Raw genomic sequence first — 20640 nt, forward strand, 5'->3', positions numbered from 1 at the left:
ACTGCTTTGCATCTTATCCTGCCTGACCGATAACTACCGGCCCGTTGCCTCCTCAAGTCCGTTGCCTGCGCCGGTCAAAGACAATATGGGCTTCGACAAGCTCAGCCCACGAGCGGGTTAGCCTTTGCCCTGACCATCATATGGCCCCTATGGGGTGTAGGTGACGGTGAGGGTGGGGGCGAAGGTGGCGGACTCACCGCCGTACAGTGAGAGAACGTCGCTGGCGAAATTGAGGGGGGTGGCGGCTTTGAGGCGGAACTGGGTGCGACCGTCCGGACTGATGGCGGAGAGCGCGGTGGGGGGGATTGCTACGTCCACAAACCCATTGTCCTGTGATGGTGGGTTGACAGTTGCCATGTTGCTGACGGTGGCCGCCGCGTAATAATCGCCAAACTCCAGGGCCGCGTCGCCAAACGCGCCCTGCCGCACGTCCACGGTGACGCTGTTCACGGTTCCCGTTTGCGCCTGGCGGTAGAATCGCAGCGTGGCCCCGGTGATTGTGGCCCCTGGGGGCAGGCTGCCGGTGTCAAACGAGAGAATGACGCGGAAGCTGTCGCTGTTGAACAAGCCTTTGTCGCCCAGTTTGTGGATAGTCTCGCTTTTGCCGTCGGTGAGGATGAGGCTGACGTAGCCGTCTTCGGTGGCGATGGAGGGGAAGATGGCGGTTCCTGGCGGCAGGTCGTTGATGATGTAGGATTGCTGGCGCAGGGGTTCGATATTGCCGGCATCATCCACACTGCGGAAATAGAGCGTCGTTGTCTCCATGATGGGGATGGGAGCCGTGTAGGGCAGTACGCTTCCCTGGCTGCCCACCTTGTAATACGTCGTTGCCGGCTCATTGGGGGTTAACGTCACCGTGAGGGGGCCGTTGTACGTGCCGCCGGGCGGGTCCGCCGTCGTGGTTGGCGGCGTGGTGTCCTCGCCGCCCGCGCCCATGAGGAAATCCAGCATGATGCTGCTGGCGTCTGGCCCTTGCGGATCGGTGAAAGAGCCGCCCGCCAGCCCGCCGGACCAGTTGTGCCCCATGCCGCTGACTTCGTATTTCTCCATCACTACCTGGCCCGTGCCGTCTTCGTACACCAACTGTGTGTAGCTGCGTCCGCCGGGAATTACGCCAGGGATGGTTTGTTCCGGCAGGTCGTCCACGTTGTTGTCATCCATCCCGTCGTCGGCCAGGTCGTTTGTTTGCGCCCACTGGGAGATGACCTGCTCCCCGTTGACGGCGTTGACGGTGAAGTCGGCGCTGCCATGGAAGACGATGACGGGAATGCGGGTGGCGTTCGCGCCCATGGCGTTGTAGGCGACGATCCCCTGATTATCCGGGTCGGGGCCGCCGCTGGTCATGGCCAGGAAGCCGCCGATCTGGCTGGTGGCGGCTTTGTATTCGAGGCCGGAGTGGACGCCAATGCCGGCAAAAACGTCAGGATACGTCGCGCCCATAATCACGGACATGGCCGCGCCCGCCGAGAAGCCCATCACGTAGACGTGGGTGTTGTCAATGCTGTACTGGCTCTTTACGGTGTCCACGATGCCGGCAATTTCCGCGGGTTCGCCACTGCCGCGTGCCTGGTGCTGCGGGGCGAACCAGTTCCAGCATTTGAGCGTGTTGTCGGCGCTGGCTTGCTGCGGATAGACGGCAATGAAGGTGCGCGCGTCGGCGTAGATGTTCATTTTGGTGGCGTTGGCGAAGCTGTCCGCGTTTTGCGAGCAGCCATGCAGCATGACGACGAGGGGCACAGGAGTGCCCGGAACGTAGTTGTCGGGGATATAGACTTTGTAGATGCGTCCGTTGTAATTTTCGGTGAGGAAGGTGCCGGCAAATGCCGGCACAGCAGCCACCCATTGCAGCAACAGAACCAGAACCAGTGACAGGACAACCAGGTAGCGTGCGCGACGATTCATGAAGTCTCCCTTGTATGGGTTGAGATTGTCATTTTGTACGTAGAAGCAATAGTAGTTCGCCGAAGTGCTGACCATGTTCTAATGGCAGTTCTTCACACATGGCTTGGACCATGTTTCTGATGAAAGGCACTGTCTCAGGCATCAAGCTTACAGTTTCCAGTAGTAGACCTTTGATCTCTAGTATTGTTCCGCTCATTGTGTTTTGGCAATGGGCTATGTTTAGGCTGACTTCAACTAGACGCAGTGTTACGATATCTATGTTTAATCCATTAGGGTTTGAATTCAAATTCATCTGACTTGCTAAACAGCTAAGAGCCTTGCTATATTGAATTTTCAAGTGTTCCTTCAGTTTTACACTTGCTAGATGTCTTAATTGCCAGGTAGCAAACAGCATAGTATCTAATCCACTTTCCAAGTCTTTATCAAAAAGACGCGCGAAATCAGTCTGAGCGAGAAGCTGTGTCAGTTCTTCACGAGAAGAGCTATAAGGTGGAAGATCCCCAACTGTCATCCGTAACGGAACCCAAGAAGATATATCGTTGGGATCTTCCGCAAGAGAGATGATAGCTTGATGTGCAATTAACTCATAATCTTCGTCGTCAAAAATATTTAGGATATTTTCTCCGAATAAATTGATAAATTTCTCATGATAACCTCCCCCTAAAAAGGCTCCTAGACTGTTCGTTGCATGCCTATTATCTGTCCAGAATGGCCGTGTTGGTAGGATGAAGTCGTCTATCTGCTGATAGCTCATTTGCATGAAATGTGCTTGCAGTACTGGGTCAATGACCATATTCCTGCTTTGTCCAATGCTATCAGCTACCCCCATAAGAACAAATACCGAAAAATCGAGCTTACGTGGATGAGCGACGTCAAGCCATTCAGAAATATTCGGGTCAAGTAGTTCAATCGGTATACGTCTATTAAATTGCTCAAAAGTCTCAGCGATCCATCCCGATGAAATACCGGAAACCATAAAAATGCTGAATAGTTGATGTGAATGTGCCCACACCATAGCCAAACGCATGTGCGGCTGCCACTCATTCGCTTCATTCCAATAGCCGAATCCTTGATAAACCCATCTAAGTAATCTTGAGAAAGCAATGAATTCACTAATTGACTTTTCGGTAAAAAGACTCTTTATGATCCACCGAGCCAAACGATATAAGGATTTCTTTCTTTCGGCGACTTGAACTAATATTTTGATCAAGTGGATTTTTGATACAGGGGATCCTGCAGATCTTAGTAAATTCCTGACCAAAGCAAACAAATCGGGATCAGATAATGAACTGATCTCATCCAATACCGATTTGGGCAGAGCAATTGGAAAACCAACCAAACGATGGATCGTTGTTCCTAAACCTTCTTCGTTTAGTAGTGTCTTGCTCGCAACCAGGAATTCTTCCAGAAAGGCTTCTTCACCCATTGTCAATGGCAAACGATAATGGCTAATTAGTCTTTCTACACTTGGCGGAATCAGATCGGGAAACCTTATTTGTCCTTGCTTTCGTATCCCCTCGAATAGGTGTTTATAGTAAAGTTGTGTGCTGTTTTCTCGCCAATGCTCTGCTATCTCGATTCTTCGTAGTATGTTCTCAGTCGTTAGAATTGATGCAATTGCTTGTTGCATTTGAATATTTGAACAATCAAACCAACTTCTGCATTGATACAGCCGTTCTTCACACTCTATTGTTGATTCTAGAAGCAAAAGAAAGCGTTCGTCCAAGACTCTTGTTTTCTCGCCAGTGTTTGGATCAACAATTTTAAGAGCAAGCTCGTTTTCGATAGGTTCAAACGTGATTTCCATATTTCTCTGCACTGGATGGAGCGTGGCTTCTTGTCCATTGATAGCCCTATGTGCAGCGCTGAAAAATTCTCTTGGTTCAAAATCAAAATTATTGATTGAAACAACAGGAATGAACGTTAAGCCAAGGGCTGACATGAATTTGGTGTCATCGTATAATTCCTCTTCGATTGGTTTCGGTAAAAGATCGAAGTAATGTCGCAGGATCGAATGTATAGCGTTCAAATCAATTTCGCTTTGCCGAGCATCTTCTCTTACCCGATTAAAAGTATCCTTTAGCATCTCTATGATACTTGTTAACAATTGGGGGTTGGCAGACAATCTCCTCTGCAGGAGCCGATTATATAGCCATGAAAAATAAGTCTTCCGGGATGCGATTTCAGTATCTGAGAAGCCAATAGGCTTAGAAAAAGGGGCCACCAATAATGTGAAAAGTCCTAAGGCAGCGTGATGAATTTGAGCATCTTCTTCAACGGGTAATGAGGCTGCGCGAAATAGAATAAGATAATCAAGATACAGATTGTTGATGACCCATTCGCAGAGAATCTCACGGCTTTGTTCGTCAATACTGCTGTCTTGCCAAATGTCCAATAAAGCCCAACTTACGGAACGCGCAAAATTTATGAAGAAAGCGATTTCTCCGTACTCATTGGAAGAATCAGGGGGCATTGGAGGCGTCTGTATTATTGTCTTTTGTAGAAGGCATGAAGCAGCATATTGTCGCAATACCCTCAACTGCAGCGTTTCGATAACGGTAGCCATAGTCGGGTGGATCTGTGCTTGGCGTAAGTGGTAGACAATTTCATCGCGTTGAATCGGTATAAAGATTACATTCCCGGATCGGAGCCTGTGCAGCAATTGATAATATTGCGACTCAGTCATCTGATTGGCACTCACCAAGAATTTCAAAATATCATAAACATCTGCAATTGGAATTCCATCACGGTGACGGTGAGAATTTAGCCAGCGATCATCGGTCCAAATGACATCCCGGTCTTGTCGATCAAATCCTAAAAGAAAAGCAAGAACACCATCTAGTGGATGCTCCGAACGAATGGCGTCAATCTGTTTTGTCTTGTCAGGTGAAATAGGAGTAATTCTATATAGTCGTCTCTCTAATCCTCTATTTAAGCGGGAAATCAGATTGTCAACCCAATCTGCCAAGGACGGCATGTATAGATAGCCCTCATAGTTGGCTTTAATCCTTTCATATATTTGATTGCTAATATGTACTCGAAAACGCTGACATAAGATGGTTAATAGATCCGCTCCAGCAAGAGTTTCAGGGATAGCACCATCACAATATAAAATTGAACCTTCCGGTGGAATCGTTTTACTTGGCTCGACTTGTCCCTGAAAACCCAACTTCTCCAATGTTTTATGGTAGTCTTCCTTAGACAAAGGCCCTTCTCGAAACAAGGATTCAGCAAGGGCGCGACAATTGACAACTAATTTGTCAATATCCTCAGGTACCGATGATGGGGAGAGGCCGCTTAAATCTTTCTTTGTGAGGGGAAGAAAGTCAACAAGAAATCCGTTAGTCTTTTTGGCAGTTTCGACAAGTATTACCCACTCCCTACCCATTTCAGCTAGTAAGGGGGAATTATCGAACTCCGATGATAATTCCTCATCTAAGATAACAATTGCACCATTATCTACAAGTTCGACGATTTGTTTGTGTTCCTCGAATCGTGTTGGTTGATGAGGAGTAACTTGCTCGCGTAGTTGAATAAGGGCAGGTACCAATTCTGCTGAGATATGCAAAGGAGCAAAGGCTTGTTCAACCGCTGAAAGAATTCCCAAGTGCTCTGCAAGCAATACAGAAGTAATATCCAAATAAACGTTCAAATTAGAAACATGGGTAGGGAATCCCTCTGTAGGTATTCGCCCTCCATGCCGTGCCAACAGCAGAGGTTTCTTAGAAAGGTCTGATGCATTCTCGTTTTCTATTAAACGAGAGTGGTAAAGCATTGCAAGCCGTACATTGAATTCTTGGGACACAAAATGAATAGGAACCCTGCCAGCCCTATAAGCCTCCTCAACCTTTGTCCCATGCTCACGGCTTTTCCCAACTATTTCAAGCAACTCATGAGCTGGGCCAGAAAGAATACCACCACGTCCTTCTTGCCCTAACTGCTGAAGCTTAAGAGAGAGATGTTTTAGTTCTGTCTTTAAGCCGAGTTGGTTGCCTAAAAAAAATGCTTCCCCGACCAATTCATCTGGTAGTTCTTCTTTTGTGGCTTTGCGCCATAAAGAAAGAGCAAGCTCTCTGTCTTCCCAAATCAAAAGTCTAGACACCCACAAGAAAATCTCAGGGGGTAGATTTGGAAGACTTTCTAACTGATGCGCAGTAAGGACTAATCTTTTGAAATCCCCTTTCATCACACATAGATTGATAAGGGGGATAAAGTTTTCTAAAGCAGGTATTTCAGAAGCTAAATCCTCTGCGTCAAGAATTGCTTGAGACAAAATCCCCATTTCACGCTGGCACGATATGTGCATTCGTCGCAATTGGGGAGGGAGTTTTGATTTTGGAAAGAGATGGAGGTTGTCATTTAATAAGCGGAGGCATAGTTGAAAATCTCCCGTGTTAAATGCAGCAATGGCTGCCAGTCTGAGAACTTCAGCCGTCTCAAAATAGCCAAACAGGGTTCTTGAATTTTCTGCAATATATAACCAATCCTGTTGCGTTGCTCTGACTTCACACAGATGTAACAACACATTGGGATCGTGCGTTTCAGCATAGATTTCGTTTAGAAAGTCGTACAATGCTTGCCAATCATTTGTTTCTTGTGCAAAAGAATGTAGTACTAGCATTCGAGCGTGATATGCTTTAGGATTCTGCTCATAACTATTTATTTTCAGCAATGCCACTTCGGGAGAACCATTTGAAACTTGTGCTTGTGCAAAGGCATCAAGCCAGGTCTCAATTGCACCTTGTTCTTGAAATTCACTTTCTTTCTGTTCGAGTAATTCAATAGCTTCATCCAGCCTTTGGCCTGCGATATAACAGTCAATAAGAGTCAATATGTGGTAAATTGAAGCTACATTATTGACCACATATTCTTCCAAGGCAGTCACGCTGGCATCCAAATCGAATTCATAGGTTCGCGCTAATGCCCATCTAATTGCAGGCGTAAAAGCAGGGTTTCTTTTCAATAAAGATTGACAATGCTGGGCAGCTTCACTTTGTCTTTCGGGATGATTTGCAAGACAGGCCAGATACCAGACATGATGCCAGTTGACTTCTTCCTGTGTTCGCTCTTTTGACTTCATCAATTCTTGAAGACGGCTTGCTGCCTGACTGAGTTTTGACAAACTTTCGTCATCGCGTTTAATTAACGTCCAACTGATCGGCTCTGGTGAAATAACAATAGGATCGTCAAATGCTGCAAGTGATAATGCACTGTAAAAATCAATCAGCATTGCGGAGAATCTAACGCTCTCCCACAAAGGGTTAAGCTCAAGCGCTTTTTGAATTTCAAGTTGTGCCTGATTTATTTCTTTTGTTACAAGATACGAAAGTGCAAGGAGTCTGAAAGTTTCAGCAGATGAATTGGAAGAGACAAGAACTGGTTCTAAAATTTGCCGACACTGAACAGGTTTTTGTAACTCCAAGTAAAGAGTGGCCTTTAGGAGAAGACTGTCCAAATCGTCCCAACCCGTCAATATTCTGATAGCCTCATCTACGTTACCTTCCTTGAGCGCAATTAATGCACGTAATCTGGCTTCATTGCTAATGGAGGCTAAAGTATTGGCTTCATCGGCAAACTCTTTTGCGACACGGACATTACCCAAATGTAATTCAAGGCTACCCTCGAAGCATAAATACTCTGCCTTTACCTCATTTGATAAGGCAGCCCAATGATCACTGTCCTGTCTTAGTTTTTGTAGTGCATATAGTGTTTCTTGATTTCTCCCTTCACGCCAGGCATTCCTCAATGTAACAAGTTGGTGTTGAGCCTGTGCTGATAAATTTTCGCCGAGTTTGTTAATCCGGTTCGATAAGACAGAGAAAGTTGTTTGGGAATCTATTGGAGGAGCAATATTGAAAATGTTAATATCGCGACCAGCAATATTATGGGCTTGTATATTGACGTTTCCACCTATAGAGGTAGGATGGGCTACGCTTGAAATGGGATTCGGGGGATATATTTGTTTGCGCTCCCCTAAGTTACTTTCATTGGGACTTGCAGTCTCGCGCTCGAGTTCTTTGGCTATATTTGCTAGCCGCTGACGACAAGCATCATTAGGGTCAAGTCTCTCGCTCAGTACATAAAGAAACAATACAAGGGCATTTTCTCCTAAATCGTTATGCTGATTATGCAAAAAATCGATAACATTTTCTACTCGTGCCACCATATTATCGGCTTGAGGTAGCCGAGTTCGCCATGGGCTAACCCGTTTATCTACAAAAACAGCCTGCAGTTCGCGATCTGTGGCAAATGGACCGCAATCTAATAGGGCATTGCGTAATTGGCTATGTAGGTTGGTAGAAATGCCTGACCATTCCTTCTCCAAGTCATGTATGTACCTGGAGCCAACGATATTTCCTTGAGATGGAACATTTTCATCTTCTGAAAGGTGTTCGAAATCAGATACGGTCTTATGATCTTCGAGGGGTTCTTTTCGTGGATCTTTAGATAGGATTCCATCCAGAATATTAAGAACAAAATCGAAAGTATCTTTAAGTCCAGAGAAGAAGCCAGCGGCACCAATTATTGCAGCACCAAGAATACTAAGAATAGCTCTGGCGGTAGGAGTAAACCCCGGAAATATTTGTACTTGTAATGTGATAACAAACAGGATTGCAGCTAGAACTGCAATTAATAAAAACGCAATTGTAAGAGCAATTAGAGTTTGCCGTCGCTTTAGTTTGTTCATCCTTATTCTAGATCACACGTCATCAAAGCGGGAATCTTCAAGTTGGCGGCGCAGTTTTTCCTCGGGACTTAGCGGCGCGATGGTGGCTTCCTCTTGCTCCAGTTCCGCCTTTTCCGCGGCGCGCAGTTCCTCCAGGCCGCGGCGGCGCACCAGCCGCCACTTACCGCAGTGAGGGCAGCGGTCATATTTTCCCGCGCCTACGTTCAGCCCCCAGATATGGCGGCTGTAGGGGCGGCCACAGTTCGGGCAAATTGTGCCCCCCGCCAGGCCGTATTTGCGCGGCGCGCCCAATGGCGTGGGATGCCGGCGCTCGCTGACGATGCTGACGACGACGGGGATGACCACGGCGAGAACCACGATGATGACCAGCGGTGTCAGGAATTTTGCCAGAAAGTCGCCCGCCGCCCCCGGCTCCACAAAGGTGCGCGTGATGCTTTCGCTTTGCAGCGTTTGTCCATCGTTGGTGTAGCCGACGGCGCTGAGGGTGTGCTGCCCCAGGGTGTAGGTTCCCGTGCGGAATTGAAAGCGAAAGGGCGATTCGCCGGCTTCCCCGATGACTTCCCCGTCTAGCAGAAATTCCACCCGTGCCAGGTTGTCCGGTCCGGTGACGCGGTAGGAAAATGTGCCCTCAATCTCTCCGTTGAAGCCGCCGTAGCCAAAGTCGCGGCTCAGGCGCAGTTTCAATCCTTCTTCTTGTTGGGCGGCAGCCGTGTGTACGCCCGCAAGCACCCAGGCGGTGACGCATAAAGCGGTCCACAGCAGACGTTTCCACATGGTTTTTCCTCCCTCTGCCTGATGGCTAGCTTTCCGTGGTGGCGGTAGCTGCTGCCGGCATTTGCAGAAGCTGGATCAGGTCGTTAACGCGGTTCCGGCGATAGAGGTATAGCAGGAGTGTACGGACTTTGGTTTGTTTGCTGCCGGCATTTAACATCTCCCAATCCACCGCCAACGCCCCCGCCATCTCCGCCAACTGCGCCAGGTCATAATGCGCCAACAAATACTGGCGCAAGATCGTGGGAGGCGAATCCGCCGACAGCTTCTCCAATCGCGGCAGGCTTTGCGGAGCCGGCGGCGTCAAAATCCGCTCCACCGCCAGCGTCAGCGCCCCCGTCAGTCCATCCGCCTCCGCCCGGTCAATCAGGCGCACAATCGTCTGATTCATGTCCCCCTCCAGCCCAATCAGATCGTTTTCATTCAGCCCCAGGTCAAAAATCAGGTCCAGCACATCTTCGCGTCCAAAACGGTAGCGAATTTGCTCATACATCTGCTGTCGGTCAAAAGCTGTATCCGGCTGCGAACGGAGCCGTGCCGCCGCCGCGTGTGGCGGTTGCCCATCCGTTGCTGGCGTGGTTGCGGTTATTGTCTTTGCCGGCATGGCGGACGTGCCGGCGGGACCCGTCAAAGGCCGCAGCACGCCCCACAACCACACCGCCGCCCCGCCAAACAAGGCCCCTTGCAGCACGGAGCGGAAAAAGCCAGGTGAACTGATGGCTTCCGCGCCGCCAAAAATGGTGACGAAGGCGTCCAGCAAAATGGCCGTGGTCACGGTCAGCAACCCCACGCCCCAGGCGACATTGGGGCGGCGCAAAAACATGATAAAGAAGAAAACGACGATGACGAATCGGAGGATCAGCAAGAAAATGGTCATGCGCGGATTGTAACACTAGTACAAATGGGCGTAAAGGAAGCGTTGGCGCACCCTGACGCGGATGGTAAGATGCCGTCATGCGCCTCGTTCGCCCCCATTTTTGCGCCAAAATCATTGTCTGGCTGCTGGCCGCCGGCCTGACGCCGCTGTTGGTTGGCTGCCGCGTGGCCGTTGCCGAGATGCCCACACCCGCCGCATTGGTCCCCACGCTGGCCGTGGCCGCCGCCAATGGGCAGCTTTACCTGCCGCCGCCAACCTGGACGCCTGATCCAGAGGCGACGATTACGCCTGGCGTGGCGCGGCAGGCGTCGTCATCTAACATGCCGGTGAGCGTGCGCACGCCGCGCCCCACGGTGGTGCTGCCCACGAATACGCCCATTCCGCCCACGCCGACGCGCACGCCCACCCCACTGCCGGCCACGCCCACGGGCACGCCGTATGCGTTTAGTTTTTTGCGCTTGCCGCCGACGGATGAACTGGGGCCGAGCAAGTTGGGGCTGCATGTGGTGCGCAACAATGACCCAAACATTATGGCGTTTGTGCGCGCGGCGCAGCCGGCGGTGATGAAGGCGGTGGACGATGTGGGGTTTCTGGAGGAGGTGAAGGCGGTTTCGCCGCGCACGCTGACGATTGGCCGTTTGAATGTGGCGCACCAGGATTATGCCGGCACGCCCGAACAGGCCGCGCGGGATTTTGTGAACGCGCAATTGGCAACCTATTTGCAGAACCCATTCGTGGATTACTGGGAGGGGTGGAATGAGCCAGACCCGAACATGGACCACATGATCTGGTACTCCCGCTTTGAGCAGGAGCGGGTGCGGCTGCTGGCCGAACATGGCTTGAAGGCGGCGATAGGCGGGTTTGCCACGGGTGTGCCGGAATTTGACGAGTTTCAGTTGTTTTTGCCGGCAATTGACGTGGCTCTCCAACATCAAGGCATCCTCTCCCTGCACGAATACGGCGCGCCGGACATGACCTACCTCTACGGCGGCGCGCTGCCCGGCATGGATGTCTACCCGGACCGCGGCGCGCTCACCTTTCGTTACCGCTGGTATTACCGTGACATCCTGGAACCTGCCGGCATGGTCATCCCCCTGGCCATCACCGAAGCGGGCATTGACGGCATCATCTCCAACCGCCCCGGTCCTCCCGGCTTTGGTTGGCGCGATTTTGGCGGCTACTGGGCGCAGCAGGGATGGGGAGACGACGCGGCGCAGGCGTTCATCAACCAGTTGGCCTGGTACGATGCCGGCGTGCGCCAGGATGGCTATGTGATCGGCTTCACCGTCTTCACCGCCGGTGGCTTTGGACACTGGCAGAAATACGACATCAACGACATCCTGCCCCAACTCACCAGTTACGTCGTCGGCCAGCGCTGACCCCCCGCAACCCATTTCCCTTGCTTACGTAAAGGATGACGTGCATCTGTATCGGGTTTTTCCCGCCAATTCGCGCTTTAAGGTTCGTGCAAAATTAACTTTGGACTATCCGACAAGCAAGAACCCTTTCAGCGCATCCGTCAATTCCCGAGCGAAGCCTCTATTTAACGGATGCGCCCTTCATTTGACATGAGGGACAACCGACCTGAAGAGGACAAACGCATGAACTTACCTACGAAATTACCCAGCCGCGATGTACTGGCTCAGCAGGCAAAGGAGCCGGGGTTTTGGAAAGAGTTGTGGAACCAGATTCGCTTGATTGGCTATCTGGTGAAGGACCCCCAGGTTCCCATTTATTTGAAGCTGCTGCCCGTGGCAGCCATCGCCTACGTGCTGGTTCCCCTGGACCTTTTGCCTGACTTTATGGTCGGGTTGGGCCAGGTGGACGACCTGACGGCGTTGTTTGTGGCTTCGAAGGTGTTTGTGGATCTGTCGCCGCAGCACATTGTGGCCCACTATCGGGAACGGCTGCGGCAGGAGTTTCAGGGGGAGAAGGGCGTGAAAATGGCGGAGGATGACGTTAGCAAGACAATCATCATTGACGCCGAGGATTTTTCCGACGAGGCGTAAGCATACGGGGCGTAAGTGTCAAACCCTAAAGGTCTCCAAGACCTTTAGGGTTTGTGATTTAGCGGATTAAAGCAGCAGCGTGGGGAGCGGGAGCAACGCTGTATAGCCTGCCCATTGCAGCAGGATGTCCCCCAACCAGTAGTACATAATCAAGATAAAGCCGCAGCAGCAGCACAAAATGACGGCCACGATGATGATGGCGATGGTCATGTTACGGCGGCGTTTGTCGTCCGCGGTGGGGGATGGGTCCGCCTGGCGCGGTGGTGGTGGAGGCGCGGGGCGGAAGGCCTCAGCGTCCGGCTCCGGGGCCGGCGGCGTGGCGGTACTCACCGATGGGAAAGGTGGGGGCGGCGGCAAGGTTTCCTCTTTCTCATCGTCGAAGCGGAAATCGGGCAGTGGGCGGGCTTCCAACATATCCTTCATGGTGGAATCGCCCAGCGCGTCTTTAGTCGCGCCCGCGTCTTTAGTCGCGCCCGCGTCTTTAGTCGCGCCCGCGTCTTTAGTTGCGCCCGCGTCTTTGCCGGCTTCCATCTCCTTGTCCGTTTCCGGTAAGGCGACCGTGCCCAGGGGATCGGGGATTGGTTCCTCGGGGAAGGGGAGCGGAGGCAGCGCGGGTTCGTCGTCTGCCATGAGTACATCCAAAACGGTCCCTAACTCTTCGTCCGCCGCTTCTGGTTCGGCGGCGGCCATGAACATCATGGTGACGTTGCTGCCGACCGACACAGTTTGCCCGGCGGACAAGGGCACGGGATCCCCGGACAGCCGCTTGCCGTCCAGAAACGTGCCGTTCGTGCTGCCCAGGTCCTGTATTTCGCAGCCTGTTTCGCCGCGGGTGATGCGCGCGTGCAGGCGGGAAACCTCCGGGTCATTGACGACAATGTCGGAGACGGGATCGCGGCCCAACGTGACGGTGTCCTGCGTGATGGTGTAAATCTCGCCGACTTGTGGGCCAGTCTGGACGACGAGTTCGTACGTTTTATCGCTCATAGTGGCTTTCCTCTCCGGTGCGACGTGCGTTTCCGGTATATCGTGCGACGCGAATGCCGTTTGGGGGTGTGTCGCATCTCTGGGGATGAGTGGTTACGGCATTTTACCCAATTTAGGGCGGATGACCACTACTGTGTTGAACCTTCCTGGAAGCTCCCCGCGTCCAGGAAGGTGTATTACTTTTTGCCGGGCCAGAGGCGGGCGAGTGCCTGGATTTCGCTCAGGCGGAAGAGGCGGGCGAGGGCGACGTAGCTGGCGACACCTACGCCGCCGGCGATGATGACGACCATTAGTTTGCCGGCGGTGGTGGCCGGGGTGTGGTCCATGAGGAGATGGGCGGCGGCGTAGGCCAGCGCGCCTGTGAGGAGCGCGGCAGCGGCGGCGCGCCAGAGGGCGTTGGTGATGCCCAGGCGGCGCAGGCTGCCGATGCGCCGCTGCAACCAGAAGAGCATGAGGGCGGTGTGGACCATGTGTTTGACGGCGTCGGCGACCATGAGGCTGAGGAGGCCGAGGAAGGGGAGCAGCGCCAGGGCGATGAGGGAGTAGATGATGATGCTGATGACGCCGACGATGGCGGGCCGCCAGGTGTCTTTGCGGGCGTAGGAGGCGAAGACGAGCATCTGGTCCACGGCGGCGAAGGGGAGGCCAAAGAGGTAGACTTGTAGCACGAGGGCGGTGCGGGTGGTGTCGGCGGGTTGGAATTGGCCGTGTTGGAAGAGGAGGGTGATGATGGGGGTGGCGAGGGCGAAGAGTCCGGCGGCTGCCGGCATTATCAAAGCAATCACCAGTCGAATCCCATCCGCCAGCGTGCGTTTGAACTGGTCCAACTGCTGGCCGGCTTGCTGTGACAGCGTGGGCAGCGTGGCGATGGAGAGCGCGGTGACGACGAGGCCAAGGGGGAACTGGTAGAGGGTGGTGGCGTAGCGCATGTAGGTGAGGCTTTCGTCGCCGGTGCGCGTGGCCAGGTTGTAGCTGAGGGCGACGACGAGCTGGTTGATGGCGATGCCGGCAACAATCGGCGCGTACAGCCAGAGAATGCGACGGATGGCCGGGTGCTGCCAGTTAAACTGCCAGCGCAGACGCGCGTCGCGCAGCGCGGGCAGTTGCAGCGCCGCTTGCAACACCGCGCCCAACAGCATCCCCCAGACGAGGCTGGAGATTTCTTGCGGGCGCAGCAGGGCGACGACCACGATGGTTCCGTTGAAGATGGCTCCGGCAAATGCCGGCAGCGTAAACCGCTTCAGGGCAAACAAGACCCCCGTGAAAACGCTGGAGAGGCTGAGGAAAAAGACGGCAGGCGTAGCCAGGCGCATCAAGTGGATGCTCACGTCCGTGAGGGTGATGTCCGTGAAGTTGACGGCTCCGATGACCCAGGCGACCTGCGGCGTGAACAACTCCACGAGGCCGATGATCAGCAGCATGACGACGCTGGCGACGCTGAGAACGCTGCTGACCAGACCCCACAACTCCGCCTGGCGCTCTTTGCTGCCGGTAGCGTAGTCGCTGAAGACGGGCACGAGGGCGGAGTTGACCATGCCGCCGATCATCAATTCAAAGAGGCTGTTGGGGACGAGGGCAGCGGTTTCGTAGGCGCTGAGGAGGCCGGACGCGCCGAACAGGTTGGCTTTGACCATTTCCCGCGCCAGTCCCAGGACGCGGCTGGCGACGTTGCCGATGGCTAAAATGCCGGCAGCGCGGATAACGCCCCGATTGCGACTGATTGAGGAGGGCGCGGCTTCCATTTCTGGAATCAGCGTCTCGCCTGTTTCTATGGCCTGGTTTGCTTCCGTTGGTTCAAACAATCGTCACGTTCCTGGTGCGTCAAATGCCGGCAGCATGACGCAAGAAACCCGCGTCGCCATTGCCAGAAGCGCATTCTAACGTCAGCCAGAGACCCCCGCAACTACGAACCCCCTACGCCCCCTTACCATTTCCCCAACCTGCTGTATAATCCGCCCATATCCCAACCTGCGACCGCGCTGTCACCACGCCCTGGTCCGCTTTGCCCGTGGCGTGTCGTCGCAAATGCCGGCAACTACCAACCACCAACCGAGAACTGCCCTTGGAGGAAACCTTCCTGATGTACGACAAGCAAAAACTCGCCGAACTGGCCCAAGAGATGGACAAGTGGGAAGAAACCTCTTTGCAGCGCACCCTGGCGCGCCTGCCCGAACGCAAAGAGGCCTTCAGCACCACCTCCAGCGAACCCATCCGGCGGCTCTATACCCCACTGGACGTGCCCGACCTCGACTATCAACGCGACCTTAACCTCCCCGGTGAATACCCGTTTACACGCGGCGTACACGCCACCATGCACCGGGGCAGACTATGGACGATGCGTATGTTCGCCGGATTCGGCACGGCGGAGGAAACCAACGCCCGCTTCAAATACCTGCTGGAACATGGCAATATGGGCCTCTCCATCGCCTTCGACCTGCCCACCCTGATGGGCTACGACACGGATGATGCGGAAGCGCTGGGCGAATTTGGCACCTGCGGCGTGGCCGTGAGCAGCTTGAAAGATATGGAAGTGTTGCTGGATGGCATTCCTCTGGACAAAGTGAGCACCAGCATGACCATCAACAGCCCCGCGGCCATCATCTGGGCCATGTACATCGCCACGGCGGAAAAACAGGGCGTGCCCATGGAAAACCTGCGCGGCACGCTGCAAAACGACATCCTGAAGGAGTATATCGCCCAGAAAGAGTACATCTTCCCGCCTGAGCCGTCCATGCGATTGGTGGTGGACACCATTGAGTTTGGCTCCCGGCGGCTGCCGCAGTGGAACACCGTTTCCATCAGCGGTTATCACATCCGCGAAGCGGGATCGACCGCCGCGCAGGAGCTGGCCTTCACGCTGGGGAATGGTCTGGAATATGTGCGCTGGTGTCTGGCGCGGGGGATGGATATTGATGATTTTGCCCCGCGTCTGAGCCTGTTTTTCAACTGCCACAATGACTTTTTCGAGGAGATCGCCAAGTTCCGCGCCGCCCGTCGTATTTGGGCGCGGGAGATGCGGGAGACGTTTGGGGCCAAAAATCCGCGCTCCTGGCTGTGCCGCTTCCACACGCAAACGGCGGGCGTTTCGCTGACGGCGCAGCAGCCGGAAAACAACATCGTGCGCGTGGCGATTCAGGCGCTGGCGGCGGTGATTGGCGGCACGCAGAGCCTGCACACGAACAGCATGGATGAGGCGCTGGCGCTGCCCAGCGAACACGCGGTGACGGTGGCCATGCGCACGCAGCAGATTATTGCCGAGGAGAGCGGTGTCTCGAATACGATTGACCCGCTGGCGGGTTCGTTCTTTGTGGAGCATGAGACGAATAAAATTGAGCGGCAGGTGTATGCGTATTGGGATCGGGTGGCGGCGTTGGGGGGCGTGTTGCCGGCAATTGACAAAGGGTTCTACCAGACGGAAATTGCCAATGCCGCTTACCAATATCAGCGCGAGATTGACGACAATCAGCGTACCATTGTTGGCGTGAATGGCTTTGCAGACCCGGACGAAACGCCGCGGATTCCGCTATTGCAAATGGACCCGGAGGGCTACGAGCGACAGGTCTCCCGGCTGCAACAACTGCGCCTGGAGCGGGACAACGAAAAGGTCGCGGCTACCCTTTCCGCGCTGCGCCAGGCCGCCGGCGGCACGGAAAACACGATGCCCTATCTCCTGGACGCTGTGCGCGCCTATGCCACCTTGGGCGAGATCACCAACGTGCTGCGCCAGGTCTTTGGCGTGTACCATGAGCCAACCTGGATTTAGTGAGTGTCCAGAATTTAGTTCTCCCCAAGAGTGGTTCATTCTTCAAGAAGGAACCATTCTGAAGCGGGAAAGCTGTTTTTAGACGGTCACTGAGGACTGGCGACGAAATAAGATACGAAACGGCATCGCCAGTTTGAAGGAGTGGTAAGGAAACAACGTCGTTGTCTCATTTAATTTCCGCTCCTTAGTGGCTGTCCGCAATTAAGTTAGCGGAATTGTGCGGACAGCTTGTCAGTAGCCATCTGATGAAAACGTGAAGTTGTTTTTGGGCGGCTACTTAGAAAGGTTGGTCGTATTTAGCCCGTTGCCTGAGCCTATCGAGGGCAACAAGGGCGATGAAAGACTGCAAACGTCTTGGCCGGGCGTATTGATGTCAAAGCTGGTTTGAAGACTTTTGTAATCTTTTTTCCGGCCAGGATTGGTGACTCTGTCTTCCATGCTGGCGCATTCCACGCATGGGAAATGCCTATGCCCCCCTCCTCCGCGAGAGAAGGGGGGCTTTTTTTTGCGGGGGCAGGCGGACTGCCGGGAACGGAGGCGCTGCCGGCATTTTCACGCATGAACGGGAAGATGATGACGTGCCTCTTGACAGATGGACATACCTTCTTGTATAGTATGCATAATTGGAACCGGTTCCATCCGGTTGCTTTGTCCTAATGCCGGCAACTACACATCCTTTTGCCAGTTCACTGTGGTGAGATGCCGGCATTTACCAGAAGATTGCGCGCCTCCCCAAACCCGGAGCGGCAATCGCGCGGAAAGTCTTCCCAGACCGGAGCGGTTTTGCAAACAGCTCCGGTCTCTTGCGGACCCCTTGAGAAATCAATATGGCCGCCACTACCATTCGTGACGTTGCAAAACAGGCCGGTGTCGGGGTTGGAACAGTCTCCAGAGTCTTGAATGACAGCCCTTCCGTGAGCGAGATCACCCGCCGCAAAGTACTCGTCGCCATCGAAGAGCTAAACTTCGCCCCGAACCCCTTTGCCCGCCGCCTCTCCCTGGGCAAAACAATGACCATTGGTGTCATAGTTCCTTTTTTTACCCGACCAGCCTTTGTAGAACGCCTGCGCGGCATTGAGTATGCGCTGGTGAACAGCGAATATGATCTGGTTCTTTACAACGTGGAAACCGTGGAGAGGCGAGACGCCTATTTCCGCGAGATGCCCCGCCGGGAGCGTGTGGATGGCTTGCTGATCATGGCTTTGTCGCCACAAGACGAGGATGTGGAGCGGTTTATTGCTTCGGGCGTGACAACGGTACTGGTGGATGCCTACCACGAGCGCCTGCATTCAGTGACGATTGATGATGTGAATGGTGGTTATGCGGCGACCCGGCATCTGATTGAGCTGGGGCACGAGCGTATTGGCTACATCAGTGATACGATGGACAATCCGTTTGTCTTCACGGCCAGCCGACGTCGTTATGAGGGGTATCGTCGCGCTTTGGCGGATGCCGGCATTTCCCACCGCCCCGAATATCACCAGCAAGGTGCGCATGGTCGTCGGCAAGCGCAACAGATGGCCGAACAACTCCTGGCCCTGCCCATTCCCCCGACCGCCATATTTGCCGCCAGCGACACCCAGGCCATTGGCGTCATGCAGGCGGCGGAGAGCATGGGGTTGCGCGTTCCCCAAGACCTTTCCATCATTGGCTATGATGATATTGAGATAGCCGAGTACCTCAGCCTGACGACCATTCGCCAACCGCTATTCATGACCGGGATTGAAAGCGTCGAATTACTCCTGTCGGTGATCGCGCAAATGCCGGCAAAACCCACCCACCTGCAACTCTCTACCGAACTCATCGTCCGCGCGACAACGGCTGCTCCACGCCACCGTGCCTGAGCAACGAAACGCGCGCTACTCTCAACAATCAACTGACAACGGCTCTAAAGGAGGTGATGTGTTCGCAAATAGCTTGTCAATCGGTAACTACTAACGCCGTTTGGAGACTGGACCAATCTTGATTGTTTTCAAACCAGTATCTTCTCAATAAAGTGGGGCAAAGTTGGTTGAGCCTGTCGAAACCAACGACCTTCGACAAGCTCCCGCCGTGGTTTCCCCGAAATATGGAGAAGTTACTTTCAAACCATGATAAAAAAGTAAGGAGATTGAGAGATATGTTGAAAAAGAACTTCTGGATCATCGTGGCTCTGACCGTGATCCTGGCTCTCGGTGTCGCGGCTTGTTCCTCTGGCGGAACCGAAAGCCCCACCGAAGCCCCCGCCGCCACCGAAGGACCCATGGAAGCGCCGACCGAAGCGCCCATGGAGGAAATGCCCGCCGTTGATTTCGCCTACCGCTCCGGTGGGTTCCTGGAACGCGCCATCAACGGCGAGTTCACGGGCACAACCGTCACTGTTGACGGCCCCTTCGCCGACGACGACGTCGTTCGTTTTGACCAATCCATGAAGGCGTTTGAAGATGCCACCGGCATCGACGTGCAGTACATTGGCGGCAAGGACTTTGAAGCCACCATCAGCGTGCGCGTCGAAGCGGGCGACGCCCCCGACATCGCCGACTTCCCCCAACCCGGCAAAGCCGCCAACTTCATCGACAAACTCGTGGACGTGAGCACCTTCATCCCCCAAGATTGGCTGGCACAACAGTACAACCAGTCCTGGCTGGACATGGGCCAGATCGATGGCAAAACCGCCGGCGTCTGGCACCGCTTCAACGGTAAGAGCCTTGTCTGGTATCCCAAAGATGACTGGGACGCCGCCGGCTATCCTATCCCCACCACCTGGGACGAAATGCAGGCCCTGATGGACCAGATCGTTGCTGATGGCGACACCCCCTGGTGCATCGGCATCGGCTCCGGCGCCGCCACCGGCTGGCCGGCCACCGACTGGACGGAAGAGATGATGCTGCGCACCACCTCTCTGGACAACTACGACGCCTGGGTTGCCGGTACGCTTCCCTTCGACTCCCCCGAAGTGAAGAAGGCTATTGAAACCTGGAGCAACATCTGGTTCAATGACCAATATGTCTATGGTGGTCGCGCCTCCATCGTCACCACGGAGTTTAGCGATGCGCCGCTGCCCATGTTTGAGAATCCGCCGAAGTGCTGGATGCACAAGCAAGGCAACTTCATCACCGCTTTCTTCCCCGAAGGGACGCAGCCGTTCGTAGACTATGATGTCTTCTATCTGCCGCCCGTTGACGAGCAGTACGGCAAGCCGTTCCTCGTTGCCGGCGACCTGATGAGCATGTTCAATGACCGCCCCGAAGTGCGCGCGCTGATGGAATACTTCACCACGCCGCAATCCGCCGGTGGTTGGCTCTCTGACGGTGGCGCATTGGCCGCGCAGCAGACGGCCACGCCCGACATGTACGGACGTGAACTGGAAGCCAAACTGGCTGAACTGGTCGCCAATGCCTCCAGCTTCCGCTTTGATGGTTCCGACTTGATGCCCGGCGAAGTTGGCGCCGGCACGTTCTGGACAGGTATGGTGGACTACGTCAGCGGTTCCGCTGATCTGGACACCGTCCTCAAAGACATCGACGCCTCCTGGCCTCGGTAATCCTATCCTTCGTTCGTCGTTGAGACTGCCAGTTCCCCGGAACTGGCAGTCTTCTATTCGCGGATTTTCGTGCCACCATTGCCGGCGCGGTGCGTCTACAACGTGCGCCACGCCTTACCA

Annotated in this window: 11 protein-coding genes; 5 read left to right on the plus strand and 6 right to left on the minus strand. The window is 54.1% G+C overall.

Going from position 1 to position 20640, the window contains the following annotated elements; genetic code table 11:
* Window positions 1-147 precede the first annotated feature (147 nt).
* From H6650_04040 to H6650_04055, 4 genes are read right to left on the minus strand one after another with little or no spacing between them, the layout of a single operon-like run.
* Window positions 148-1902: a PHB depolymerase family esterase gene (locus H6650_04040; GenBank protein ID MCB8951166.1), complete on the minus strand. Its 1755-nt coding sequence runs from the start codon at window positions 1900-1902 to the stop codon at window positions 148-150.
* Between the two features lie 28 nt (window positions 1903-1930).
* Window positions 1931-8590 carry a hypothetical protein gene (locus H6650_04045; GenBank protein MCB8951167.1) on the minus strand — a complete coding sequence of 2220 codons (6660 nt, stop codon included), beginning with the start codon at window positions 8588-8590 and terminating at the stop codon, window positions 1931-1933.
* A 12-nt stretch (window positions 8591-8602) separates the two neighbouring features.
* Complete coding sequence (locus tag H6650_04050) at window positions 8603-9364, minus strand: Ig-like domain-containing protein (protein ID MCB8951168.1); 762 nt, start codon at window positions 9362-9364, stop codon at window positions 8603-8605.
* A gap of 25 nt (window positions 9365-9389) precedes the next feature.
* Entirely contained in the window at window positions 9390-10238 is an 849-nt protein-coding gene (locus tag H6650_04055; protein ID MCB8951169.1) for a hypothetical protein, read from the minus strand.
* Window positions 10239-10315: 77 nt separating this feature from the next.
* On the opposite strand from H6650_04055, the gene H6650_04060 reads away from it, so the two are divergent.
* Complete coding sequence (locus H6650_04060) at window positions 10316-11617, plus strand: hypothetical protein (protein MCB8951170.1); 1302 nt, start codon at window positions 10316-10318, stop codon at window positions 11615-11617.
* A gap of 222 nt (window positions 11618-11839) precedes the next feature.
* The gene (locus H6650_04065; protein MCB8951171.1) at window positions 11840-12247 is read left to right on the plus strand and encodes a DUF1232 domain-containing protein; all 408 of its coding nucleotides are present in this window, start codon (window positions 11840-11842) and stop codon (window positions 12245-12247) included.
* Window positions 12248-12313: 66 nt separating this feature from the next.
* Here H6650_04065 and H6650_04070 read toward each other — a convergent pair whose 3' ends face one another.
* Both H6650_04070 and murJ read right to left on the minus strand, forming a co-directional pair.
* Entirely contained in the window at window positions 12314-13234 is a 921-nt protein-coding gene (locus H6650_04070) for an FHA domain-containing protein (GenBank protein MCB8951172.1), read from the minus strand.
* Between the two features lie 176 nt (window positions 13235-13410).
* Window positions 13411-15036, minus strand: a complete 1626-nt coding sequence (murJ, locus tag H6650_04075; GenBank protein MCB8951173.1) for a murein biosynthesis integral membrane protein MurJ — start codon at window positions 15034-15036, stop codon at window positions 13411-13413.
* 278 nt (window positions 15037-15314) lie between these two features.
* Between murJ and H6650_04080 the strand changes: the two genes are divergently transcribed.
* From H6650_04080 to H6650_04090, 3 genes are all read left to right on the plus strand, one after another.
* Window positions 15315-16997, plus strand: coding sequence for a methylmalonyl-CoA mutase family protein (locus tag H6650_04080; GenBank protein MCB8951174.1), 1683 nt, complete (start codon window positions 15315-15317; stop codon window positions 16995-16997).
* An 827-nt stretch (window positions 16998-17824) separates the two neighbouring features.
* A complete protein-coding gene (locus H6650_04085) occupies window positions 17825-18841 on the plus strand; it encodes a LacI family DNA-binding transcriptional regulator (protein ID MCB8951175.1) in 1017 nt (338 codons plus the stop codon).
* Between the two features lie 275 nt (window positions 18842-19116).
* On the plus strand, window positions 19117-20520 hold the full coding sequence (locus tag H6650_04090; protein MCB8951176.1) for a carbohydrate ABC transporter substrate-binding protein: 1404 nt from the start codon (window positions 19117-19119) through the stop codon (window positions 20518-20520).
* The last annotated feature ends 120 nt before the right edge of the window (window positions 20521-20640 follow it).

The sequence above is a fragment of the Ardenticatenales bacterium genome (assembly GCA_020634515.1).
Taxonomy (GTDB): domain Bacteria; phylum Chloroflexota; class Anaerolineae; order Promineifilales; family Promineifilaceae; genus JAGVTM01.

What these genes read in the sequence shown, in the direction of transcription:
- H6650_04070 (MCB8951172.1), bottom strand. Translation starts at nt 13,234, where the DNA reads ATGAGCGATAAAACGTACGAACTCGTCGTCCAGACTGGCCCACAAGTC.
- H6650_04040 (MCB8951166.1), bottom strand. Translation starts at nt 1,902, where the DNA reads ATGAATCGTCGCGCACGCTACCTGGTTGTCCTGTCACTGGTTCTGGTT.
- H6650_04080 (MCB8951174.1), top strand. Translation starts at nt 15,315, where the DNA reads ATGTACGACAAGCAAAAACTCGCCGAACTGGCCCAAGAGATGGACAAG.
- H6650_04050 (MCB8951168.1), bottom strand. Translation starts at nt 9,364, where the DNA reads ATGTGGAAACGTCTGCTGTGGACCGCTTTATGCGTCACCGCCTGGGTG.
- H6650_04060 (MCB8951170.1), top strand. Translation starts at nt 10,316, where the DNA reads ATGCGCCTCGTTCGCCCCCATTTTTGCGCCAAAATCATTGTCTGGCTG.
- H6650_04085 (MCB8951175.1), top strand. Translation starts at nt 17,825, where the DNA reads ATGGCCGCCACTACCATTCGTGACGTTGCAAAACAGGCCGGTGTCGGG.
- H6650_04055 (MCB8951169.1), bottom strand. Translation starts at nt 10,238, where the DNA reads ATGACCATTTTCTTGCTGATCCTCCGATTCGTCATCGTCGTTTTCTTC.
- H6650_04090 (MCB8951176.1), top strand. Translation starts at nt 19,117, where the DNA reads ATGTTGAAAAAGAACTTCTGGATCATCGTGGCTCTGACCGTGATCCTG.
- H6650_04045 (MCB8951167.1), bottom strand. Translation starts at nt 8,590, where the DNA reads ATGAACAAACTAAAGCGACGGCAAACTCTAATTGCTCTTACAATTGCG.
- H6650_04065 (MCB8951171.1), top strand. Translation starts at nt 11,840, where the DNA reads ATGAACTTACCTACGAAATTACCCAGCCGCGATGTACTGGCTCAGCAG.